This window comes from Bradyrhizobium sp. PRIMUS42 (assembly GCF_023006515.1).
Classification (GTDB): Bacteria; Pseudomonadota; Alphaproteobacteria; order Rhizobiales; family Xanthobacteraceae; genus Bradyrhizobium.
Window position 1 is genome coordinate 1 of sequence record NZ_JALBGZ010001649.1, and the last position, 366, is coordinate 366.

Here is a 366-nt window from a genome sequence, read left to right on the forward strand (position 1 = left end):
AGCGAGCCCGTGGTCATGTCTTTTGCCGGCGCAGGCGCGGCAGCTACAGGTGCTTCCGGCACCAGCGGCGGGGCGTCAGCGACGGGAGCAGCGCTACCGGCCGCCATGGCGGCCATGCCCTGCTCGACCATCGCTTCCAGCTTGTCGATGAGATCGCGGTCGGTACCTTCCGGCTCGGCTTCGGTCGCCTCGAGACCTGCGAGGATTTCCTTGATGCGGTCGATCGAGGACAGGATCACCGTCACCGCCTGCCCGGTCACCGGCATGCCGTCGCGGAATTTGCCCATCAGCGTCTCGCCGGCATGCGCCAGCGCTTCCAGCCGCGGCAGGCCGAGGAAGCCGCAAGTACCCTTGATGGTGTGGACC

At 67.8% G+C, this 366-nt stretch carries 1 protein-coding gene; it reads right to left on the minus strand.

Annotated elements, in window-relative coordinates:
• Nucleotides 1–366 (minus strand): Hpt domain-containing protein (locus MOV75_RS42995; RefSeq protein ID WP_247008786.1); only part of this gene is annotated, 366 nt, incomplete at both ends.